The 21,762-nt window shown below is 63.1% G+C and carries 23 protein-coding genes; 15 read left to right on the top strand and 8 right to left on the bottom strand.

Annotated elements, in window-relative coordinates; all coding sequences use genetic code 11:
• Window positions 1-5: 5 nt before the first annotated feature.
• Both AC5STI_RS11880 and AC5STI_RS11875 read right to left on the bottom strand, forming a co-directional pair.
• Entirely contained in the window at window positions 6-563 is a 558-nt protein-coding gene (locus AC5STI_RS11880; RefSeq protein ID WP_475047661.1) for an RNA polymerase sigma factor, read from the bottom strand.
• Window positions 556-756, bottom strand: a complete 201-nt coding sequence (locus AC5STI_RS11875) for a NepR family anti-sigma factor (protein WP_495446794.1) — start codon at window positions 754-756, stop codon at window positions 556-558. The genes AC5STI_RS11880 and AC5STI_RS11875 overlap by 8 nt, the downstream gene beginning before the upstream one ends.
• A 91-nt stretch (window positions 757-847) precedes the next feature.
• Between AC5STI_RS11875 and AC5STI_RS11870 the strand changes: the two genes are divergently transcribed.
• On the top strand, window positions 848-1,663 hold the full coding sequence (locus tag AC5STI_RS11870; RefSeq protein ID WP_490399579.1) for a response regulator: 816 nt from the start codon (window positions 848-850) through the stop codon (window positions 1,661-1,663).
• Between the two features lie 172 nt (window positions 1,664-1,835).
• Here the strand turns inward: AC5STI_RS11870 and AC5STI_RS11865 are convergent, their stop codons facing one another.
• The 3 genes from AC5STI_RS11865 to AC5STI_RS11855 form a co-directional block, all read right to left on the bottom strand.
• Window positions 1,836-2,333 (bottom strand): Dps family protein, encoded by a 498-nt coding sequence (locus AC5STI_RS11865; RefSeq protein ID WP_495446793.1) that lies wholly within the window; start codon window positions 2,331-2,333, stop codon window positions 1,836-1,838.
• 125 nt (window positions 2,334-2,458) lie between these two features.
• The gene (locus tag AC5STI_RS11860) at window positions 2,459-2,629 is read right to left on the bottom strand and encodes a DUF1328 domain-containing protein (protein ID WP_475047652.1); all 171 of its coding nucleotides are present in this window, start codon (window positions 2,627-2,629) and stop codon (window positions 2,459-2,461) included.
• 282 nt (window positions 2,630-2,911) lie between these two features.
• Window positions 2,912-3,643 carry a Crp/Fnr family transcriptional regulator gene (locus AC5STI_RS11855; protein WP_495446792.1) on the bottom strand — a complete coding sequence of 244 codons (732 nt, stop codon included), beginning with the start codon at window positions 3,641-3,643 and terminating at the stop codon, window positions 2,912-2,914.
• Between the two features lie 85 nt (window positions 3,644-3,728).
• On the opposite strand from AC5STI_RS11855, the gene AC5STI_RS11850 reads away from it, so the two are divergent.
• Together AC5STI_RS11850 and AC5STI_RS11845 are read left to right on the top strand one after the other, a co-directional pair.
• Window positions 3,729-4,145 carry a hypothetical protein gene (locus tag AC5STI_RS11850; protein WP_475047647.1) on the top strand — a complete coding sequence of 139 codons (417 nt, stop codon included), beginning with the start codon at window positions 3,729-3,731 and terminating at the stop codon, window positions 4,143-4,145.
• Window positions 4,146-4,187: 42 nt separating this feature from the next.
• Window positions 4,188-4,361 (top strand): DUF1328 domain-containing protein, encoded by a 174-nt coding sequence (locus AC5STI_RS11845; RefSeq protein WP_475047645.1) that lies wholly within the window; start codon window positions 4,188-4,190, stop codon window positions 4,359-4,361.
• 395 nt (window positions 4,362-4,756) lie between these two features.
• Here AC5STI_RS11845 and AC5STI_RS11840 read toward each other — a convergent pair whose 3' ends face one another.
• Entirely contained in the window at window positions 4,757-5,164 is a 408-nt protein-coding gene (locus tag AC5STI_RS11840) for a response regulator (RefSeq protein WP_495446790.1), read from the bottom strand.
• Window positions 5,148-7,373 carry a transporter substrate-binding domain-containing protein gene (locus AC5STI_RS11835; protein WP_495446789.1) on the bottom strand — a complete coding sequence of 742 codons (2,226 nt, stop codon included), beginning with the start codon at window positions 7,371-7,373 and terminating at the stop codon, window positions 5,148-5,150. Before AC5STI_RS11835 ends, AC5STI_RS11840 begins: the two co-directional genes overlap by 17 nt.
• Before the next feature lie 463 nt (window positions 7,374-7,836).
• On the opposite strand from AC5STI_RS11835, the gene AC5STI_RS11830 reads away from it, so the two are divergent.
• From AC5STI_RS11830 to AC5STI_RS11815, 4 genes are all read left to right on the top strand, one after another.
• Window positions 7,837-8,289 (top strand): MarR family winged helix-turn-helix transcriptional regulator, encoded by a 453-nt coding sequence (locus AC5STI_RS11830; RefSeq protein ID WP_495446788.1) that lies wholly within the window; start codon window positions 7,837-7,839, stop codon window positions 8,287-8,289.
• 16 nt (window positions 8,290-8,305) lie between these two features.
• Entirely contained in the window at window positions 8,306-11,503 is a 3,198-nt protein-coding gene (locus AC5STI_RS11825; RefSeq protein WP_495446787.1) for a 2Fe-2S iron-sulfur cluster-binding protein, read from the top strand.
• A gap of 206 nt (window positions 11,504-11,709) precedes the next feature.
• Window positions 11,710-12,912, top strand: a complete 1,203-nt coding sequence (locus AC5STI_RS11820) for a GTP-binding protein (RefSeq protein WP_495446786.1) — start codon at window positions 11,710-11,712, stop codon at window positions 12,910-12,912.
• Window positions 12,905-13,174, top strand: coding sequence for a DUF6525 family protein (locus AC5STI_RS11815; RefSeq protein WP_495446785.1), 270 nt, complete (start codon window positions 12,905-12,907; stop codon window positions 13,172-13,174). The genes AC5STI_RS11820 and AC5STI_RS11815 overlap by 8 nt, the downstream gene beginning before the upstream one ends.
• Before the next feature lie 18 nt (window positions 13,175-13,192).
• Here AC5STI_RS11815 and AC5STI_RS11810 read toward each other — a convergent pair whose 3' ends face one another.
• Window positions 13,193-13,570: a winged helix-turn-helix transcriptional regulator gene (locus AC5STI_RS11810; RefSeq protein ID WP_490399587.1), complete on the bottom strand. Its 378-nt coding sequence runs from the start codon at window positions 13,568-13,570 to the stop codon at window positions 13,193-13,195.
• A gap of 124 nt (window positions 13,571-13,694) precedes the next feature.
• On the opposite strand from AC5STI_RS11810, the gene AC5STI_RS11805 reads away from it, so the two are divergent.
• From AC5STI_RS11805 to trpB, 8 genes are all read left to right on the top strand, one after another.
• Complete coding sequence (locus tag AC5STI_RS11805) at window positions 13,695-14,336, top strand: NAD(P)H-dependent oxidoreductase (protein ID WP_475047626.1); 642 nt, start codon at window positions 13,695-13,697, stop codon at window positions 14,334-14,336.
• Between the two features lie 236 nt (window positions 14,337-14,572).
• Entirely contained in the window at window positions 14,573-15,022 is a 450-nt protein-coding gene (locus tag AC5STI_RS11800; protein ID WP_495446784.1) for a hypothetical protein, read from the top strand.
• Window positions 15,023-15,310: 288 nt separating this feature from the next.
• Window positions 15,311-16,990, top strand: a complete 1,680-nt coding sequence (gene rpsA, locus AC5STI_RS11795; protein ID WP_490399590.1) for a 30S ribosomal protein S1 — start codon at window positions 15,311-15,313, stop codon at window positions 16,988-16,990.
• Window positions 16,991-17,156: 166 nt separating this feature from the next.
• Window positions 17,157-18,389 carry a class I SAM-dependent methyltransferase gene (locus AC5STI_RS11790; RefSeq protein WP_495446782.1) on the top strand — a complete coding sequence of 411 codons (1,233 nt, stop codon included), beginning with the start codon at window positions 17,157-17,159 and terminating at the stop codon, window positions 18,387-18,389.
• A gap of 244 nt (window positions 18,390-18,633) precedes the next feature.
• The gene (gene ihfB, locus AC5STI_RS11785; RefSeq protein ID WP_008557618.1) at window positions 18,634-18,918 is read left to right on the top strand and encodes an integration host factor subunit beta; all 285 of its coding nucleotides are present in this window, start codon (window positions 18,634-18,636) and stop codon (window positions 18,916-18,918) included.
• The gene (locus AC5STI_RS11780; protein WP_490399592.1) at window positions 18,918-19,268 is read left to right on the top strand and encodes a lipopolysaccharide assembly protein LapA domain-containing protein; all 351 of its coding nucleotides are present in this window, start codon (window positions 18,918-18,920) and stop codon (window positions 19,266-19,268) included. Before ihfB ends, AC5STI_RS11780 begins: the two co-directional genes overlap by 1 nt.
• 7 nt (window positions 19,269-19,275) lie before the next feature.
• Complete coding sequence (locus AC5STI_RS11775; protein ID WP_495446781.1) at window positions 19,276-19,929, top strand: phosphoribosylanthranilate isomerase; 654 nt, start codon at window positions 19,276-19,278, stop codon at window positions 19,927-19,929.
• A gap of 514 nt (window positions 19,930-20,443) precedes the next feature.
• Window positions 20,444-21,703, top strand: coding sequence for a tryptophan synthase subunit beta (gene trpB, locus AC5STI_RS11770; protein WP_495446780.1), 1,260 nt, complete (start codon window positions 20,444-20,446; stop codon window positions 21,701-21,703).
• Window positions 21,704-21,762: the final 59 nt, after the last annotated feature.

Raw genomic sequence — 21,762 nt, 5'->3', positions numbered from 1 at the left:
TCTGATCACGCGGCGCCCTGCTGGGCAACGATCCCAGCGGTGACGGTATCTGTCAGCTCCATCTGGCTGTCGTCGCCCAGTTCCATCAGTTCGGCCAGCCGCGCCCGTGCGCGGTTCACCCGGCTTTTGATCGTGCCGGTCTTCACACCGCACATCTCCGCCGCTTCCTCGTAGGAAAAGCCGCCCGCACCGACCAGCGTCAGCGCTTCGCGCTGTTCGTCGTTCAGCTGGGCAAAGGCCACTTGGAAATCGCGCATATGCAGTCGCCCGTCGTGGTCGGGTTTCTGCGCCAGTGTTGCGGACAGCGCCCCGTCGCCGTCCTCCACCTCACGTTTGCGTTTGCGGCGCAGCGAATAAAATGTGTTGCGCAGGATAGTGAACAGCCAGGCCCGCATGTTCGACCCATGCTCGAATTTCTCGATATTCGTCCAGGCCTTGACCAGCGTGTCCTGCACCAGATCGTCGGCGGTGGCGCTGTTGCGGGTCAGGCTGATAGCAAAGGCGCGCAGGGCGCCCAGGTGGTTGACCAGGTCGTCTCTTGGGTCCTGTGCGGCTTCAGTCATCGGAGCGCTCCTCCTCGGACCGATCAGGTGAGGGAGGCGTCGCAGCCCCCTTGTCCTTCAGTTGCTTTAACAGATCGGTGAACCGGTCCGGGACCGGCTCATTCGCGATCTCGTCGAAAGCCCGCTTGAGGTTTTCGTCTATGTCGCGGTCGGCCGTTTCATTGCGCGGCCGGGGGGTGTTTAGCTGTGTCATGCCATCCATCGGTTTTTTGCGCGGTTTTCTGGAACCAAACGCACATTAGCGCGTATAGTTCCATGTATATTGCAAAAAAGGACATCACAAAATGACCGCTCAATCGGGAGAACTGATCGCCAGTCAGATTGGTGCAAACTTGCCCTATCTGCGCCGCTACGCCCGCGCGCTGACCGGCAGCCAGAACAGCGGCGATCAATATGCCCTGGCTTCGCTCGAAGCCATCCTGGCCGGCGACGCCGAATATGACAGCGTTTTGTCTCCCAAAGTTGCGCTGTTTCGTGTCTTCCATGCGATCTGGTCCTCCTCCGGCGCCCCGGCGGGAGAGGAGGAAAACGATGCGGGCCTGGCCGCCAAAGCGCAAAAACACCTGCGGCGCCTGACGCCGAACACCCGCGAAGCCCTGCTGCTGCACACCATCGAGGAGTTCAGCGCGGCCGAAACCGGCACCATCATGGGGGTGAGCGAAAGCGAAGCCTCAGAGCTGATTTCTATCGCTTACGAGGAAATGTCGCGGGCGACCGCCGGTAAAATCATGATCATCGAGGACGAAGCGGTCATCGCGATGGACCTTGAGGCGATCGTCACCGGCATGGGCCATACAGTGACCGGTATCGCCCGCACGGAAACAAATGCGATGGACCTTGCTTCAAAGGACTCCGCCGACCTGATCCTGTCGGACATCCAGCTTGCGGACAATTCGAGCGGGATCGACGCGGTGAATGGCATTCTGGCCAAGTACGGTGACCGTCCGGTTATCTTTATCACCGCCTTCCCCGAACGCCTGCTGACAGGCGAGGGACCCGAACCGGCGTTCCTGATCTCAAAGCCGTACACCGAAGAGCAGGTGCGCTCCGCGGTGAGCCAAGCGATGTTCTTCTCGTCAACCGAAACCCTTAAAAGCTGAAACCGCCCGCCAGGGCTGGGTGGCAGGACCCCGGGCCGCACTTGCGGCCCGGGGCTTTTTTCCCGCGTGACAGCCGCTCAAAAAGTCCCCGCCCCGGGGAGGAAGCGGGGCGGGGACCGGTGCCTTCCTGCAAAACGGGAGGAGGCGGCAGGAAGGCGGGAGAAATTACAGATCAGGATTTGGCCAGCGCCCGCAGCATCCAGGCAGCCTGCTCATGGAACGCGGAGCGCCCTGTGGCCAGGTCCTCGGTCACGATATCGCGGCGGCTGCCGGCCAGCTCCGCAAGCGCGTGCAGCCGGTGGGCAATGCGTTCATGGCTGGCGGCAAGGTCCTTGGCCATACCGCCGGCGGTCAGCTCGCCGTCGGCATCCTCAATCTTCGAGCGGTTCAGGATCTCATCCATCCGCGACGGCGCCAGGTGCCCCAGCGCGCGGATGCGCTCAGCCAGCGTGTCGGCGGCGGCAAACATGTTCTCGTACTGCTCTTCGGTCAGCTTGTGCATCGAATAGAAAGCCGGGCCTTCCACATTCCAGTGATAGGCGTGGGTTTTGAAGACGAGCCGGTAGGTGTCGGCCAGCACATCCGCCAAGCCGCTGGCGATGGGGCCGGTATCGCGGACACCGGTTTCGACTTTGTCAGGGCTTGGGGTGGCGGAAAGCGCGCCAGTCATGGAGTACTCCTTTACTTCTAGAAGGTCTAAGCGGTGATGGACAACCGGACGGCAGAAAACGTTCAGTCCGGCCTGCGGCTGGAATGCGGGCGGCAGCCTTCAGCGGCTGCCGCCAGCCCCGGCCGTCAACGGGAGGAGCCGCGCAGCAAGCGTACGATCAGCGCCACTGCAAACAGCACCAGGAATATAAAAAACAGGATCTGTGCGATCCCGGCGGAGGCCGAAGCGATGCCGCCAAATCCGAAGATTCCGGCAATGATGGCAACGGCCAGGAAGACGAGCGCCCAGTACAGCATGCCGTGTCCTTTCAGTTGCGGATTGTACCGTCCCAACCCGCAAGCCCGGCGAAAGGTTCCAGCCAGTTTCCTAGAGTTTTAGATTGCAAGTGCACCACTGCCTGGGCGCAGTGCCAGGCCCCGCATCGGAGGCGTTGGCCACCCGCGGGCGCCGTATTACCGGTACCCAGGGCTTGCCCAAGGACCCGCCTGCGGCTCCTCGGCGCCAGAACGTCGGGATTGTGCTGGAAGAAGAAGCGGGGCTACCGGCCATTCCCGGCCGGCTGCATCCGGTGCTTTCAGTCAGATCAGCGGCCGGGGTTCGGGCGCATCCAGATCGATCATCGCCACGCTTGCCAAAGCAGGCAGATCGCTGACCTTCAGCCTCCCGTTGTGCCATTGCGCCAGTCTTCTGTCCCGCAGCATTTTCAGTTTTTTGTTGGTGTGGACCAGCGACAGGCCAAGCGCATCTGCCAGATCCTGCTGCTTGAAGGGCAGCGGTACCGTGCCCTTTTCCTCCATGCCAACTGCCTTCAGGCGCTCAAAGATCCTCACCAGCGCCCAGGCAATCCGCTGCGCTGCGTCGCGCTGGCCCAGCGAGGCGATGGTTTCGCCAAGAAAATGCTCTTCGACCGCGGAGATCCACGTCAGATCATAGGCCCGCTGAGGCTCCTGCTCAAACAGCTCAAACAGCGCCGCACGCCGGAACACACACAGCGTCATCGCGGTGGTCGCCTCAACCGAATGCTTCATTTCGCCCATCAGGCCGGCCTGCAGCCCGGCAAAATCTCCTGGAAACAGGAAGTTGATCACCTGCCGGCGGCCGTTTTCCAGCGTTGTGTAACGCGTGCCCATTCCATTGAGCACCGTGTACAGCTGCGGGCTGTTCGAGCCTTCCAGCAGAATTGTCGTACCCGCATCCACCACCAGTTCTCCGGTTTTGAACTGCTGCGTTGAAAGCACCTCCTCACGCGTCATCGGCGTGAAAATGGCCCGTTTGCGGAGCGGGCATTCGCGGCAGGCGGTAGAAGACATTGCGCTCCCCTGGCGGCTATGTCGCAGTTAAATGCGCCCGGTGGGAAATGGATACACACTCTAGGCCTATAGGGGGGCTGGTGCAATGAAAATGCCTACTCCAGGCTGCTCGCATGTCTATCTGGTCATGTCCAGGAACTACTTGGTTACCTGCGATATCTGCGATGCCATTCTGGATTTCGACCCTGCCGCTGAACTCAGCGTGCAGCAGGCGCATGATACGGCGCTGATGGCGCTTTCCCGCTACCAGCGGATTGCCGTGGCCTTTTTTGAGGCGGGCTCCGAACTGGTGACCCGGCTTCATATAGACCGGGATGTCCAAGTCCGGGGCGGCCGTCTGGTCCTTTTGGGGAGTGCCGCGGAAAACGAGCTGGATGCGCACTCACCGTGCCTGCGGTGGCCTGTGCTGGCCCGGCCAGTGTCCAACCAGATGATACGGGCCCAGCTGGCGCCGCTGCGGGCCGGGGCAGGGAACAATCGCGGCCTAGCCGGGTTTATCTAGCGGCTGCGATGTTCGGTAGCCTCGCTGAAAAGGAGTGAAATTATGCTTGGTTGGGCACTTACATTTTTGGTTATCGCTTTGATCGCCGCCTTGCTCGGGTTCGGCGGGATCGCCGGCGCCTCTGCCGGTATTGCCAAGATTCTGTTCTTTATTTTCCTGGTTCTCTTCGTCATTGCGATGATTGCGCGCGCATTGAAGGGCAAACCGCCGGTTTAAACGTGGCGATGCGGCATGCCCGCATGCTCAGAGCCCTTTCTCCTGCTTTTGCTGGCCGGGAGGGGGCCTCCTGCCGGACATAGGGTGGGCGCGCCGGGGGGTCGCGCCGTCAGAGCCTGCGCCGCTGGCCGGCCGCACGTGCTGCTGAACACCCTATGTCCGGGTCAGGCGTCCGCGCCTGGCCGCTGCCGGGAGTACCTGATCCAAATTGGAGATCAGGGCAGCAAGGGGCACAGCTGGCACTTCCGGAAGGCGGCCGTCTGCAGGCACGCCGAATGTAAAACTGCAAAGCACGGGATTCCAATCGGCCCTATGCGGCCGGGCTGAATTGCCGGATCTGGTCCTCCGGCGCCGTCGCGCTGATTGGAAAGTCTCCTGTACTGCGCTGTCCCGTCTCAGCTGCGGGCCTTTGCCAGCAGCCTTACAGCGTGGCGAATATCCTCCTCATGCAGAGGTTTCGTCAGATAGCCGCGGACGATGTTGAATTGCTGCGCTCGCTGCTGGTCGCCCGAGTCGGCCGAGGTGGTCAGCATAAGGACTATGGTGCCGGCCAGCCGCTGGGCTAGCTCCGCGGTGGCTTTCTCCAGAAAATCGAACCCGTTCATCCGCGGCATGTTGATATCCAGGAAGATGGCATCGACCGTGGCATCGGCGTTCTGAGCCAAGTAGTCAAAAGCCTCCGACGCATCATCAAACGCGGTGACGCGGCCCGCCAGCCCGGTGCGCGCAAGCACCCGCTTGAACTGTTTCAGATCAGCGTGATCGTCATCGATCAGCATCAGGTTTTCAATGACTTCTGCCACTTGCCTTCTCCGGAAGCGTGACGGTGAATGTGCTGCCAGACCCTTTTTGCGAGGTAACGCCGATCCTGCCGCCGTGATTTGCCGCTATGCGCTCGCACAAGGTCAGGCCGATCCCGGAGCCTTGGCGGTCGCTGTGCCTGTGCAAACGTTTGAACAGACCGAAAATCCGGTCATGATACTCCGGCTCAATCCCGATACCGTTGTCGCGCACGCTGAAGGTGATCCAGCCCGCAGGAGCTTCCGGGCCTGCTGCGATCTCGATCCTGCTGCCGCGCTCTGGGTCCCGGTAGGCGACCGCGTTGGAGATCAGCTGCCGGATCAGCGTCCTCAGCTGGTCGGGGTTGCCTTCCACCGCCGGCAGCATACCCGTCTCAATGACGCTGCCCGCGGCCGCGATGTCGGCGGCAATGTCAGCGGCCGCGGCCACGGCCTCGCGGGTCAGATCGACGGCTTCAACAGGCCGTTCGTCATCGACGGAGCGGGCAAAAACCTTAAGGTCCTCAACCAGCCGGGCCATGCGCGCATTGGTAATCTCCAAGTCATCCAGAATCTCGCGCCCTTCAACATCCAGGCAGGCACTGGATGTGCCGCGCAGTTCCGCCAGCAGCGCGCGCATCGTCTGGGCCGGCGCCTTGAGATCATGCGACATCGCATAGGTGAATTCCGCAAGCTGCCGGTTCGCGGTCTCAAGCCGCTCCACCATGGCTGACAGCTGTCGGCGGTGGGTCTGTTCCAGCTCCAGCTCCCGCGCCTGGCGTTCGTATGCCTGCTGGCGCTGACGCTGATGCTGCCACAGGAGGAAGCCGAGCAATGCAAGGATGATCCCCCCCGCTGTGCCCGCGACCGCATACTGGCGGGGGCGGGTCCAGAACTCCGGCGTGCCAAAATACTTCTCCCGCAGCCAGGCAAACTCCCGGGACGCCAGATAGCCCGGGATAACCGCGTTCAGCCGGTCCCGGACAGAACCCAGGCCGAACCGCAGCGCGGGGGCACGCGCGCTGGCAAAGACCGGCGGGCCGGCCGCGGCAACCTGGTCTGCCACCGCCCACTCCCGGGCCCGCGCCAGTGTCGTTGCGGCGGGTGCCAGAATAGCGTCCGCGCGCCCATCCAATAGACTCTCCAGCACTGCATCCGCAGTCTCTTCTGCCAGCACCGTGACATCTTCATACGTTGCGGCAATCTCAAGCGGGGGGCTGCCCCGCAGCGCTGCAACTCTGCGTCCGGCCAAGTCATCAAGCCCGGTGATTTTGCCCTTATCCTCAGCGCGGGTGAACACGGAATACGGCACTTGTTCCAACGGCATGGAGAAATCCATCATCTCGCGCCGCTCGCCGGTGATCCGCAAGTCGGGTAAAAGGTCATAGCGCCCGGGCCCGGGGCCTGCACGCCACTCCGTCAGGGAAATCCGCTTGAACTCCAGCGCGAGGCCCGCCCGTTTCGCCAGCCCGCGCAGGACCTCCACACCGAACCCGGAAAACACGCCGCCCGGCTCGACGGTCTGGTATGGCGGGTTGTGGCGGACGCCCACGGTCAGCACCTCGGGGACCGGTTTGGGGATATCAAGAAAGTATTTCTGCCGCAGCGCGGGCAGGCGGCCATCCGCCTCCATTCGCGCAAGCGCGGCGTCGATGTCAGGCAGCAGGTCCGCGCGGCTCCGGTGCAGGGCGACAAAGCGGCTGAACGCAAGGACCGGCGGATCGAGAAAGCTGATCTTGGCATCAACCTGCGCGTTCCTGGCAATCGAGAAGGCAACGGGTTCAGGGATAAGCACCGCATCGACGCCGCCGGTCAGCAGGTTCATCAGCGCCGCTTCCGGGGTCACGAACTCCACCGGCTCGTTCGCGGCTAGAAGGTCCTGAGCCGCCGACCCGACCGCCGGCGGCACAATGCCGATGCGCAGACCGCGGCGGGGGCTGCCCGCAAGTTCCGCGGCCCGGTGCCGCAACACAGTCAGGCGCAGCGTTTCCGATGCCACCGGGGCGGAAAACACATTGGTTTCCTCCAGCAGCTGAAGCCGCGCCACACCGGCGATGAGCTGGGTGCCGCCATCAGCTTGCCGGCGGATGAACTCGTGGGAGGTTTTCACGTCCAGATAGCTGATAGGAGCACCGGTCTCCGCGCCGATCTCTTCTGCCAGCTCGACAAAGAATCCGCTGCGGCCGCCGTCCGCAGAGCGCTGCGCAAACGGCGGCACCGGCAGAAATGCCACCGTCAGTCCGCCTCGGCCTTCCTGCGCCTGTGCCGAAACGTGCCCGCTGAGGCCCAGAAGGCAAAGCAATCCGGCAGACATCAAACATGACAGCCGAAGCAAAATACTCATTCACTAGGGTCCTGAAATTCAATCATTGGGTGTTTCGTGACACTAAGGTGAGAGGGTTAACAAGCTCTTGCCGCGTGCATAGGCTCCGGTCCCATTCCTGCGCATGTCTTCTGCCTCTTGAAGCGTTTTTATTGTTATTTTTCAGATGTTTGAAGTGGGGGTGTGGTAAAATAAAGTCTCACGCCTGGCGGCGGGGTGCGCTACAGAGGATGCACAGAAAACACATTTTGTGCTGGTTTCGCGCAACCTATGGGCGCGGCGCAGGGCGGCTGTCTCATGTTAGGCAAGCGGTTAAACCCATCCGGCAGTATAGTTGACGCTGTCAATTAAATGATTGACACTGTCAATTATCATGACTGAAGACCGTTTCCATCTCCACCGCTCACTCGGCTATCAGGTGACCATGCTGGCCAGGGTGATCGAGCGCCGCTTTGAGCAGCGGATCGCAGAGTTCGGATTGACCCGCGTGATGTGGTGCGTGCTGCTGGCCGCTGGCGGGGAAGGGCTGACCGCCCCATCAGAAATCGCAGGTTTCATCGGCATCGACCGCACGGCCGCTTCACGCACGCTGCGGCATATGGAAGAGCGCGGTTTCATCACCCGCAGCAGCAGCGCGCGGGATGGCCGCTCCATCCAGGTCCGGCTGACCGCGCAGGGGCAGTCCGTGCTGACACAAGTATTGCCCATCGCACAGGAAAACGCGGCGCATTTCGAGGCCAAGCTCACCGGGCAGGAACTCGCCCAGTTGCGGTCGGCTGCCGCCAAGCTGCTGCAGGACGAGCCGCGCATCGTCACCAAGCTTTAGCATTCAGGGAGTGACCATGGGTAAACTGTTCTCCTACCGCAACCGGCCGGTGCATCTGGGACCCTATCCGCAAGAGTCGCTGCGCCGCCGCAAGGGCCTAGAGGAGCTGGAAAACATTCCACCCCTGCCGCAGATCAGCTTCCGCCGCCCCGATGCGCCGCTCTCCATCGTCAACGCAATGCGCGACTACCAGGCAATGCTGGATGCCACACGCGAAGGGCTGGTGAAAAGGGAGCGTGCAGATATCCCCGCCAGCCCGCAGGAGCGCACGGAGCACCTGAAGGCATTCGGCTACTTCTGCGACGCGTCGCTGGCGGGCGCCTGCGCGGTTCCGTCCGCGGCCTGGCTGGACACACCGCTGGTGAACCAGGATGTGGCGGCGCTGGCGGAAACGCTGCGCACCAAGCAGACCAAGACCTTCGCCTCCGGCATCGACGTGGTGATGGCGTCTTTGCGCGAGTCGATGCAGGCCCCGCCCGCGGACTGCCGCCACCACACCCACGCGCTGGTCTATGCCTATGAATTCCCCCGCGACCCCGAAGCGGGGGAAGACGGCACCGAATGGCTCGCAGACGCGCAAAACCAGCGCGCCTGCCTGAGGGCGGCGGAAACCGCGGTTACACTCGCCAATTACATCCGCCTTCTGGGCTGGGAAGCCCGCGCCCATACCGGCGCTGCTACGGATGTGCATCTGGCCAGGCTCGCAGTGCAGGCGGGTCTTGCCACCCTTGAGGACGGCGGCCTCACCAACCCTTTCCTCGGCCGCCGCTTCGGGATCGCCGCCGTCACCACAACGCTGGAACTAGCCCCCGATCAGCCGCTGGAACCGGGCCAGACGCCAGGGGTCAAATACCGGCTCGGTCTCGGCGCCCACGCCAAGAGCGCCGCCACCCGCGACCCCTACGCCAAGCGCCGCTTCATGGACGGACCGCACCCGTTCGAGACCCTGAAACGGGTGGACGATCCGACAACCTATATCGACGAGGTGAACGTCGCGCGGGTTCCCAAACGAGCCGACATGTTTGCCCGGGCGCTGTTCGGCGACCTCGGCAAAGGCCCGCAGGAGGCGGCGAAGAACGGCAACTACGTCCGCAAGTCCTCCTCTGCCTTTGCCTTCCGCTCCTCGCTCGCGGCCTTCGTGCTGCTGCAGGATGGCGAGCCCGCGCCGCAAATTGACCCCAGCGCCACGGATGCCGCCCGCAACGCCGCGAATATCAAGGCCGCGGCCTATTTCCTTGGCTGTGATGCAGTGGGGATCTCGCGCTGCCCGGATTGGGCCTATTACTCCCACGACGCGGCAGGCGAGCCGCTGGCCCCCTACCACGAGAGCGCCATCAGCATCATCATCGACCAGGGCCATGAAACGATGGAGGGCGCCTCTGGCGACGACTGGATCGCCTGCGCCCAGTCGATGCGCGCCTATCTGCGGTTTTCGCTCCTGGGCGGGGTGATCGCCCAACAGATCCGCAACCTCGGCTATACCGCCCGCGTGCATTCGGTGATGGACGGCGAGGTGCTGCAGCCGCCGCTGCTGCTGCTCTCCGGGCTGGGCGAGGTCTCCCGCATTGGCGAGGTGATCCTCAATCCCTTCCTCGGACCCCGCCTGAAATCCGGCGCCGTCACCACCAGCCTGCCGATGACGCATGACAAGCCGGTCGACTTCGGCCTGCAGCGGTTTTGCGAGGCTTGCAACAAATGCGCCCGCGAATGCCCCTCCGGCGCAATCACCGCCGGGCCCAAGCTGATGTTCAACGGCTACGAGATCTGGAAATCCGACAGCCAGAAATGCACCACCTACCGGGTCACGGTCCCCGGCGGCGCCATGTGCGGCCGCTGTATGAAGACCTGCCCCTGGAACCTCGAAGGCCTGTTTGCCGAGGCGCCGTTCCGCTGGGCCGCGATGAACCTGCCCGGCAGCGCGCCGCTTCTGGCGAAGCTCGACGACGCACTGGGCAATGGCGAGGTCAACACCGCCAAGAAATGGTGGTGGGATCTGGAGATGGTGGAGGAGGGGCCTTACGCCCCCTCCCGGCACCCGGTGAACGCCCGCCAGCTTTCCAAGGATCTGGACCTGAAATTCGAGGACCAGACCCTGGCCGTCTACCCCGCGCCGCTGGCGCCGCCGCCCTACGCCTGGCCGTCGCCGATGGACCGGGAGGCCGGGATTGCCGCCTATCAGGCGATGATCCCCGCCGCTGAGCACAAGCGCCGCCGCGCAGCAGGCCTGCCGCCGGAGCATGTCTATACCGCCGATCAGGGCGATGCGCCGGTGATGCGGGTGCGGCTCTCAAAGGCAGAGCATATGACGGACGCTGTCACCAAATACGAGTTCACCCTGCCGGATGATGCGCCGCTGCCTGCCGCAACTGCCGGTGCTCACATTGACGTGGTGGTCGCCCCGGAATTCTTCCGCCAGTACTCGCTGTCGGGCGACCCGGCGGACCGCTCGAAATATCAGATCGCCGTGCTGCGCGAGGACGCGGGCCGCGGCGGCTCGAAGCTGATGCACCGGATCTTCGAAGAAGGCCGGGTGGTATTCATCTCCAAACCCATCAACCATTTCCCGCTGCATGAGGACGCCGCCAAATCCTACCTGATGGGCGGCGGCATCGGGGTGACACCGATGATCGCCATGGCCCACCGGCTGCACGCGCTGGGCCGGGATTTTGAATTCCGCTATTCCTGCTCTAAACGTGCAAATGCCGGGTTTCTGGATGACTTGAAACATGTGCCTTGGTCGGAAAAAGTGCATCTGCATTTCTCGGATCAGGGCACCCGCGCCGACCTCAGGCAGGTGCTGCAGTACACACCCGGCAGCCACGTCTATACCTGCGGGCCCGAGGCCTACATGCAAGCGGTGCTCGACACAGCACGGGCAAACGGCTTCCCCGAAGAGGCCCGCCACATGGAATATTTCTTGGTCCCCGAACAGCCGGAATATGAAAACCACCCCTTCACCCTGAAGCTGGCGAAGTCGGGGCGCGAGATACGGGTCCCGGCAGAAAAAACTGCGACTGAGGCACTTGCTGAAAGCGGTATCCATGTGAATGTGAAATGCTCTGACGGCATCTGCGGCGTTTGCAAATGCGGGCTGATCGCAGGCGACGCCGAACACCGCGACTTCGTTCTGTCGAACAAGCAGCGCCAAGGGGCAATCATCCTCTGCCAGTCCCGCGCACTGGCGCCAGGCGGGGTGCTGGAGATCGACCTCTAAACAGCCATCGGTGCAATTTTCTTACTCAAGAAAATTGCCAGAAGTTTTACTGAAAACTTTTGTCCCCGCAGGTGGCAGCGGCGTGTGAAAACGCGGCTGCCCGCGTTCCGGCGGCCGCCGGAGCTTTCCGGGAATTGCAGGCCGCACCGGAAGCTGCTAAGCGTGCTCCCGGTGAAGGTTACGATATAACATAATGAGATTCGGGCATGAAGGATGACAGGCTGCCGGTCACGGTGCTTTCAGGGTTTCTTGGAGCCGGGAAAACCACGCTGCTGAACCACGTTCTGAACAACCGCGCGGGACGCCGGGTTGCAGTGATCGTGAATGACATGAGCGAGGTGAACATCGACGCGGACCTTGTGCGCGGTGGAACAGAACTGTCGCGACAGGACGAAAAGCTGGTGGAAATGACCAACGGCTGCATCTGCTGCACCCTGCGCGACGACCTGCTGCAAGAGGTGCGCCGCCTCGCGGACGAAGGGCGCTTTGATTACCTCCTGATCGAAAGCACCGGCATTGCCGAGCCGCTGCCCGTGGCCGCGACCTTCGATTTCCGCGATGCGGAGGGCCGGAGCCTCTCGGACGTGGCCCGCCTCGACACCATGGTGACCGTGGTCGATGCGGTGAACCTGCTACGCGATTTCGCAAGCCACGACTTCCTCAGCGACCGCGGCGAAAGCCTGGGTGAGGAGGACGACCGCACGCTGGTCAATCTGCTGACCGATCAGATCGAATTTTCCAACGTCATCATTCTGAACAAGGTGACCGAGGCCGGCCCGGCCCAGACCGAAGCAGCGATGCTGGTGATCAAGGCGCTGAACCCTGATGCCGAGGTGATCCAGACCGACTTTTCCGAAGTTGACGGAGACCGCATCTTCGACACCGGCCGCTTCGATTTTGACAAGGCTCATGAACATCCGCTCTGGGCCAAGGAGCTATATGGCTTCGAGCACCACGTGCCCGAGACCGAGGAATACGGCATCTCCTCCTTCGTCTATCGGGCCAAACGCCCCTTTGACCCTGCCAAAATCCACGCGTTGCTGAATGGCGACCTGCCCGGCGTGATCCGTGCCAAGGGCCATTTCTGGCTGGCTACCCGCCCGGACTGGGCCGCGGAGTTCTCTCTGGCCGGCGCCATCTCCTCGGTCCGCCCTTTGGGCCTGTGGTGGGCCGCGGTGCCGTCCGAGCGCTGGCCCAGCCACCCCGAAGCCCGGCGTGAATTCCTGCAGAACTGGGATGAAACCTGGGGCGACCGCCGCCAGGAGCTGGTGTTCATCGGCGCAGGTCTGGACAAGGCCGCGATCACGGCCCGCCTGGATGCTTGCCTGGTGCCGGAAGCCGCAGACGGTCTCGATCCAGCTTGGGCTGCGCTGGACGATCCCTTCCCAAACTGGCACCGCAATGGCTGACCGCAGGCCCCGCCGCAATCTCAACTCGCGCCTGAAACGGCGGCGCAGGGCAGGGGACCCGATGCAGGCCTTCGACGCGCTGCCGCCGCCCCTGCGGCAGTGGCTGGCCTCCGCTTGCCTGCCCTGGAGCCCGGCGTCTGCCCTCAGGCTCTGGACCAAGGCAGGCGGCAGCCGCGATCCTGCTGCGGCAGCCGCCCGGCTGGACGCCGCTGAACAAGCAATGCTGAAGCGGGACGCCCGCATCTGGGCGTTCCGGGGCTAGCCGCTCCGGCCCTCTGCATCAGGCAGTCTTTTTCTCCGCCTCCGCCGCGGCATCATAGTCTGCCCGCGCCGCATCAATCGCGGGCAGATGCTCCAGCGCCCACAGCCCCATGGCCCAGACCGGTTCGCGGAACGACTCGCCCAGCGGCGTCAGCGCATATTCCACCTTGGGCGGGATCGTCGGGTAATAGGTGCGCTTCACCAGCCCGTCCCGCTCCAGCTCTCGCAGCGTCAGGCTCAGCATCCGCTGGGAAATCCCCAGATGCCGCTTCAGCTCATTGAACCGCAGCACACCGTATTGCGCCAGCGAGATCACGATCAGCACGCTCCAGCGGTCGCCGACCCGCGACAGCACCTCGTTGATACGGCCGCATTCCGGGCATTGCCCTTCTGCCATGGTGGTTCCCTCCGTGTAACCGGGGCTCAGAAATGTGCCTTCTTGTGCCCCATCCGGTACCGCTTATATAGCCAGTCACAAATCTATACCACCCCTGGCAACCGGCCGTGAAAGGACCAATGAGATGAGCAAGAGCACCCTGATCGAGAAGCTGAACTGGCGTTATGCCACCAAGAAGATGGACCCCGCCAAGGCGGTTCCGCAGGAAAAGATCGACCAGATCATCGAGGCGATCCGCATGGCACCGACCTCCTCGGGCACCCAGCCGTTTGAGGTCTTCGTCATTACCAACCCGGAAATCCGCGCGCAGATCCAACCGCACGCCTGGGATCAGGCCCAGATCACCGATGGCTCGCACCTGCTGGTCTTTGCCGCCTGGGACAACTACTCCGAAGACCGCATCGACTCGGTGACCCGCCAGATGACCGAAGAGCGCGGCGAGATCCCGATGCTGAACCAGTATTACGAGAACCTCAAGGCGACCTATTTGCCGCGCGAGGAACGCACCAACCACGACCACGCCGCCCGCCAGGCCTATATCGCGCTGGGCTTTGCGCTTGCCGCCGCCGCGGAGCTGGAAGTGGACAGCACCCCGATGGAAGGTTTCGACCCCGCGAAGGTCGATGAAATCCTGGGCCTGCGGGACAAGGGCCTGCGCTCGGTGGTGCTGCTGCCGCTGGGCTACCGCCAGGAGGAGGGCGACTGGCTGCTGCCGATGAAAAAGGTCCGCAAGTCGCGCGACACCATCGTGACCGAAATCGCCTGAGAGGGCTGATCCCCGGCGGCAGGCGGTTTTTGCCGCGCCTGCCGCCGGTTTCTCCGCAGGTAAAATTTGCCTGCGGAGACTATTCATGCATTTCATCTGCATTATACTGGCCGGCAGGCACCCTTTTCGGCCTCGGCGCAGGTCCGTCGGGTCTGGTGCTGTCAGTTAAGACTTTGCGAGGGGTGCCAGTATCCATGTTTACCGCTGATTTTTCTGCGAGTGACCTGGATCCCGCTTTGAAACCCGTTCTTCAGCTTTGGCAGAACGCCTCGGAGGCGGGCGCTTTCCCGCGGCTCGCCGAGCTGAGCCTGCCGTATATCAGCACGGCGACCAATATCCTGGCGGTCTTCGAAATCGAGCGGACAGGGACCGGGGAGCTGTCTGATTTCAAGGCGCTCTATGTGCGCAGCAAGATCATCAACACGCTGAGCACCAAGGTCGCCGGCACCCGCCTGTCTGAACGTCCGGGCTTCGGGCCCGGGTCCATGATCTGGACCTGCTTTGCCGAAGCGGCCGCCAATCCCCGGCCGCTGCTGGTCTCGCTGCCCTATGTCGGCCCGCTGCCGGAATACCGCAGCTCCACCGAAATCCTGCTCCCCCTGCGGGGAGAGGGCTCGACAGTTGACTATTTGATGACGGGCGTAGTTCTGCTGGAGCAGGAATACCAGCGCCGGGATCAGGCCTGAAGCGGCCCCGGCAGGCGAAAGGCGGGGCAGGGGGCTGCCCAAAGCCGCCTCCGCCTTGCCCAGCAGGGCTTTTCCCTTGCGCAACCCCGGGAATCCGCCTATACGCGCGCTGTCAATACAAGGGCGGTCAACGTCCGGGTGGCATATCTGAGCAGGGCTGGGGAATACCTCGGCCCTTTGTGTTTGTTTGATCAGATGTGCTCCGGGCCACGTTCTGTAGGGCTAACCAAGACCGGCGGAGACAACCGCCCGGCCAGAAAACCGTTAGTAAAGGAAACCTGAGACCTCATGGCTCAAAACGCATCGATGGAGGAATTCGAAGCCCTCCTGAACGAAAGCTTCGAAATGGACACCCCGGACGAAGGTTCGGTTGTCAAAGGCAAAGTGCTGGCAATCGAAGCCGGCCAGGCCATCATCGACGTCGGCTACAAAATGGAAGGCCGCGTTGATCTGAAAGAATTCGCAAACCCCGGCGAAGCCGCTGAAATCGCAGTCGGCGACGAAGTGGAAGTCTTCCTGCGCTCGGCAGAAAACGCCCGTGGCGAAGCCGTCATCTCCCGCGAGATGGCCCGCCGTGAAGAAGCCTGGGACCGCCTGGAAAAAGCATACGCAGACGATCAGCGCGTCGAAGGCGCGATCTTCGGCCGCGTCAAGGGCGGCTTCACCGTCGACCTGGGCGGCGCTGTTGCGTTCCTGCCCGGCTCGCAGGTTGACGTGCGCCCCGTGCGCGACGCTGGCCCGCTGATGGGTCTGAAGCAGCCGTTCCAGATCCTGAAGATGGACCGCCGCCGCGGCAACATCGTGGTTTCGCGCCGTGCGATCCTCGAAGAGTCCCGCGCCGAGCAGCGCGCCGAAGTCATCGGCAACCTGTCCGAAGGCCAGGCAGTGGACGGTGTCGTCAAGAACATCACCGAATACGGTGCGTTTGTTGACCTGGGCGGCGTTGACGGCCTGCTGCACGTCACCGACATGGCATGGCGCCGTGTGAACCACCCTTCCGAGATCCTGTCGATCGGCGAAACCGTCAAGGTTCAGGTCATCAAGATCAACAAAGAGACCCACCGTATCTCCCTGGGCATGAAGCAGCTGCAGGAAGATCCGTGGGATCTGGTTGGCGCCAAGTACCCGCTGAACTCCGTTCACAAGGGCCGCGTCACCAACATCACCGATTACGGTGCATTTGTTGAGCTGGAGCCGGGCGTCGAAGGTCTGGTCCACGTCTCCGAGATGTCCTGGACCAAGAAAAACGTCCACCCGGGCAAAATCGTCTCCACTTCCCAGGAAGTCGACGTCATGGTTCTGGAAATCGACGGTGCCAAGCGCCGCGTGTCCCTGGGCCTCAAGCAGACCATGCGCAACCCGTGGGAAGTCTTTGCCGAGACTCACCCGGAAGGCACCCAGGTCGAAGGCGAAGTCAAGAACATCACCGAATTCGGTCTGTTCATTGGCCTCGACGGCGACATCGACGGCATGGTTCACCTCTCCGACCTGTCCTGGGACGAGCGCGGTGAAGATGCGATCCAGAACTACCGCAAAGGCGACGTGGTTCAGGCCGTTGTCTCCGAAGTGGACGTCGACAAAGAGCGTATCTCGCTGTCGATCAAAGCTCTGGGCGGCGACAAGTTCGCCGAAGCCGTGGGCGGCGTGAAGCGCGGCTCCGTGATCACCGTCGAAGTGACCGCGATCGAAGACGGCGGCATCGAAGTGGAATACGAAGGCATGAAGTCCTTCATCCGCCGCTCCGACCTGGCCCGCGACCGTGCCGACCAGCGCCCCGAGCGTTTTTCGGTTGGCGACAAGGTCGACGTGCGCGTCACCAACGTCGACTCCAAGACCCGCCGCCTGGGCCTGTCCATCAAGGCGCGCGAGATCGCGGAAGAGAAAGAAGCAGTGGAACAGTATGGCTCCTCGGACTCCGGCGCATCGCTGGGCGACATCCTGGGTGCCGCACTGAAGTCGGGCGACTAATCTCCCCGGCCTCACGGCGGACAACACAAAGCCCCGCAGGCAACTGCGGGGCTTTTTCTTTTGCGGCATTTGACCTGCAGTCCCTGCTTCGCCTTCACCATTTTTTAGCGGCGCCTGATGGATAGTCGAAACAATCGCATTTTCTTCAAATCAGGAAGACTAAAAGTTGACCAAAGGACACTCGGCTAATCCGGCGCACGCAAACTCTCATCATGGCGCCGAAGTGGCAGAAAAACTCGTCTGGCGCGCAAAATCCGAACCTCTTAAGGACGGCGGTCTGCGGACCTCTCAGATCCTCGCGGAAGCTTTGGCAGCAGATCCGCACCACCACGAAGCCCAGGTTCTGCAGGAGCGGCTGCATCAGACGTTTGTCCCCCGCTGGCATTTTCCGATGCTGGCGGACACCGCCCGCAACCAAGCCTATGCCAAGGCCATCGCGGCCAAGGTAAGGCCGGGGGACGTGGTTTTGGACATCGGCTGCGGAGCTGGTCTGACCGCGATGCTGGCGGCCCGCGCCGGTGCGAAACATGTCTACACCTGCGAACAGCAGCCGCTGATTGCGCAGGCCGCGACCCAAGTCATCGCAGACAACGGTCTGAGCGACCGGATCACCGTGATCCCGAAATGGTCGCACGACATCACCATGGGCGAGGACATGCCGGAACCGGCCGATGTCGTGATCTCGGAAATCGTCGATACCGTTCTGCTTGGCGAGGGCGCGCTCGCGACACTGACCCACGCCATGTCCGAACTGGCCAAGCCGGGCGCGCGCGCGATTCCGGAACGGGGGACGCTGCTGGCGCAGCCCGTCGAAAGCGGCGGCCTGCTGGACCTGTGGCGCCCGCAAGAGGCGGAAGGCTTCGACCTGAGCGCCTTTCACCGTTTTGCGCGGGTCGCGCAATTGCCCCCTAACGATTTTGCGGCCTGCGGGCTGCGCGCCCTGGGGCCGGCGGCAGACCTGTTTCACTTCGATTTCACCAGGCCGACCATCAACCCGGGGCGCATCGCCAGGGATCTGACCTGTACCGCCGCCGGCACTATTCACGCGGTTTTTGTCAGTTTCGAGATGCAGCTGGCGCCTGGCATTCTGGTGGCAAACGGATTGGACGCTGCCGGGCACTGGGGACGCACGGCTTACCTGCTGGATCGTCCCGAAACCGCAGCAGCAGGGGACCGGCTGACAATCACGGCACAGCATGACGCGGCAAACCTGAGCGTCTCCGTGCACGGCACACTCTCCCGGGCCGGTGACGCCAATTCCGCCACCGTGTGGTTGAACCCGGCTTGGAATGTCAGCCTTTCTCAGCGGGATGTCAGCGGCGTTACCCGCTCAGCAAATCCGGCCTGGACCCCGGCGAACGCCAAGGCGGCCGGAACCCAAGTCCATCCCTGCCACTAAGGCCGCCGTCCGGCAGGCTGCGGGACCCGAATCAACTGGAGCTGCTGCGGCATCCGGACCACGGATGCCGCGGCGCAGCGCCGCGCGGCGGCGCCTGATCCGGCCCCGGCAGCCTGCAAAGCGGGTGAACTCTTGCCGGATTTCCCGCCCTGCATGCGGCATTTTGTTCCCCCGCGCGGGAATTTTTCCTATACTCTCAGAATAATAGCCAAAACATTATGGCAGCCTGGGAGGAAGACAGATCATGATCCGCTCTGAGTTGATTCAGAAGATTGCAGACGAAAACCCGCACCTGTATCAGCGGGATGTGGAGAGGATCGTGAACACGGTGTTTGAGGAAGTGACCAACGCGATGGCCCGGGGCGACCGGGTCGAACTGCGCGGCTTTGGCGCTTTTTCGGTCAAGAAGCGGGACTCGCGGGTCGGCCGCAATCCCCGCACCGGTGAAACCGTCCATGTCGAGGAAAAACATGTGCCGTTCTTCAAGACGGGTAAGCTCTTGAGGGACCGCCTGAACGGGAAAGCCTGATGCGTTACATTCGCTACGCGGTTCTGGGGGCTCTGGCCATCGTGCTGGTGTCGGTGAGCCTTGCAAACCGCAGTTTTGTTGAGCTCAAACTGATGCCCGAGGCACTGGGTGAGCTGTTCGGTTTTAATCCGGGCATCTCGCTGCCGCTGTTTGCGGTGGTTCTGGGCGGGGTCGGCGCCGGTCTGGTGCTCGGCTTCCTGTGGGAATGGATCCGCGAGCACAAGCACCGCCGCGAAGCGGCCGAAAAGGCCCGCGAGGCGCGCAAGCTTAACCGCGAAGTGAAGCGGCTGAAAAAGCAGAAACACGAAGGCAAGGACGAAGTCCTGGCGCTTCTCGAAGACGCAAGCTGAGCCGGTCATGACGGACATCCGGGTCAAGATCTGCGGGCTTAGCACCCCGCAGGATGTGGCCGCCGTTGCAGCGGCAGGCGCAGCCTACGCGGGGTTTGTCTTCTTCCCGAAGTCGCCCCGCAACGTCAGCATCGAACAGGCCGCCGCGCTGGCCGTCGAAGCGCCCGTGGGCCTCTGCAAAGTGGCCCTTACCGTGAATGCCACCGACGCGGAGCTGGATGCTATCACCAGCGCCGTACCGCTCGACATGCTCCAGCTGCACGGCAAGGAAAGCCCGCAACGCGTGGCCGAGGTGCGCAGCCGCTACGGCTTGCCGGTGATGAAGGCGGTGGGCATCGCCGATGCCGCGGATCTGCCGCAGATTGCTGAGTATGAGCAGGTGGCGGACCAGCTGCTGATCGACGCCAAACCGCCCAAGGAGGCGGAGCTGCCCGGCGGCAACGGCCTGGCCTTCGACTGGCGGCTGCTGGCGGGGCGCAAATACTGGCAGAAACCCTGGATGCTGGCCGGCGGCCTGACCCCGGACAACGTGGCCGAGGCGATCCGCATGACCGGCGCCCGGCAGGTGGATGTCTCCTCCGGCGTTGAAAACGCGCCGGGCCAAAAGGACGCCGCGCTGATCGAAAGCTTCACCCGGGCCGCACACGCCGCCCGCGGCTGACTTCCTCGCGCCGCCGCGCCGCCGCCCCGCTGTTCCGCGGGGCAGGCGGCGGATTTTGAGTATTTGAAGAAAGGTGAAGGGGCATTGGCCAATGGCTTCATCTTTCCAAAAAATACTCATTGCGCAACAGCGTCCCGCAACCGCTCGGCTTGAGTGTTGCGGCTCCGCCGAACGCTGCTCTCATCCTGTATTAAGCCGGGTCTGCCATAGTGGCCCCTGATCGCGGTCACCGCCGGGCCTGACACCCCTGGCACCTTGGAACAGGGCCCCTTGGCAGGGGACGTGCAGAGACAACGTTTAGCACGCGGGCGGATACGCCCGCCCGCCTCCGCCTTTGTGGCGGCGCCGCCATCCTTCTCCGCCAGACCTTTAGGGCCGGCAGCATGACAGAATGAGCAAACGAACCGGCAGGGCGGCAGCCCCAGCCGGGCAGACCTGCTTGCGCAGAGTCCTCTTTACCAAGGCGCTGCCGCGCTATAGTCATTGCGGGCGCTGCGAAAGTGAGGGAACACCTATGGCCGACGATCTTTTCAACAGCTTCATGAACGGTCCGGATGAAAATGGCCGTTTCGGTATCTTTGGCGGGCGTTTCGTGTCCGAAACCCTGATGCCGCTGATCCTGAGCCTGGAAGAAGAATACAACAAAGCCAAGGACGACCCCTCCTTCTGGGCCGAGATGGACAGCCTGTGGAAGCACTATGTCGGCCGCCCCAGCCCGCTCTATTTTGCAGAGCGCCTGACCGAAGAACTGGGCGGTGCCAAGGTCTACATGAAGCGTGACGAGCTGAACCACACCGGCGCGCACAAGGTGAACAACGTGCTGGGCCAGATCCTGCTGGCGCGGCGCATGGGCAAGACCCGGATCATCGCTGAGACCGGCGCGGGCCAGCACGGCGTGGCCACCGCCACCGTCTGCGCCAAGTTCGGCCTGAAATGCGTGGTCTACATGGGCGCGCATGACGTGCGCCGCCAAGCCCCGAATGTCTTCCGCATGCGCCTGCTGGGCGCCGAAGTGATCCCGGTCACCTCCGGCCGCGGCACCCTCAAGGACGCGATGAACGACGCGCTGCGCGACTGGGTGACCAACGTGCGCGACACCTTCTACTGCATCGGCACCGTCGCGGGCCCGCACCCGTACCCGGCCATGGTTCGCGACTTCCAGTCGGTGATCGGCAAGGAAGTCCGCTGGCAGCTGGAGGAGCAGGAAGGCGAAGGCCGCCTGCCGGACACCGTTATTGCCGCGATCGGCGGCGGCTCCAACGCGATGGGGCTGTTCTACCCGTTCCTGGATGATCCCTCGGTGAAGATCATCGGCGTCGAGGCCGGCGGCAAGGGCGTGGACGACCGGATGGAGCACTGCGCGTCGCTGACCGGCGGCCGCCCAGGCGTGCTGCATGGCAACCGCACCTATCTGCTGCAGGACGATGACGGCCAGATCCAGGAGGGCTTTTCGATCTCCGCCGGTCTCGATTACCCGGGCATCGGCCCCGAGCATTCCTGGCTGCATGACACGGGCCGTGCCGAATATGTCTCGATCACCGACAAGGAAGCGCTGGAGGCCTTCCAGGTCAGCTGCCGCACCGAGGGCATCATCCCGGCGCTGGAGCCCTCCCACGCGCTGGCCCATGTGATGAAAATCGCTCCCGATCTGCCCAAGGACCATATCATCGTGATGAACATGTGCGGCCGCGGCGACAAGGACGTGTTCACCGTCGCCAAGCACTTGGGCTTTGACATGTCCGACACAGAGGAAGGCCGCACCTTCGAGGAGTGAGCCATTCGGCCAAGGCAAAAAGGATCAGGCGCCCTGCGGGGCGCCTTTTTCGTTGCAGA

Source organism: Leisingera sp. CC-HEC096, from assembly GCF_059429235.1.
Note: the sequence above shows the minus strand (reverse complement) of the source record. Positions and strands in the feature narration are given on the sequence as shown.